Consider the following 285-nt stretch of genomic DNA (forward strand, 5'->3'; position numbering starts at 1 on the left):
TGGCCATTACCTGCTGCTGTCGCTGATGTCGATCGGCGGCGCGGTATCGACCTCGACCGAGATGCACCGCTAACTGGTGGTTGAGCATCACTGGCTGACCCAGGCGCAGTTCAACAACTCAATGGCCATTGCGCAGGCTGCGCCGGGACCGAACGTGCTGTTCGTTGCGCTGATGGGCTGGAATGTGGGATTGAATGCCGGCAGCTATGCGGCCGCGCTGGCGGGCGTGGCAGTGACCATGCTGGGCATCCTGATCCCGAGCACCACGCTGACCTACTGCGCCAC

Annotated in this window: 1 protein-coding gene; it reads left to right on the forward strand. The window is 63.2% G+C overall.

Going from position 1 to position 285, the window contains the following annotated elements:
- Nucleotides 1-76: 76 nt before the first annotated feature.
- On the forward strand, nt 77-285 hold a 209-nt coding region (locus tag V3391_RS17735; RefSeq protein ID WP_332079771.1), incomplete at its 3' end, for a chromate transporter.

Source organism: Luteimonas flava (genome assembly GCF_036584485.1).
Taxonomy (GTDB): Bacteria; Pseudomonadota; Gammaproteobacteria; order Xanthomonadales; family Xanthomonadaceae; genus Luteimonas; species Luteimonas flava.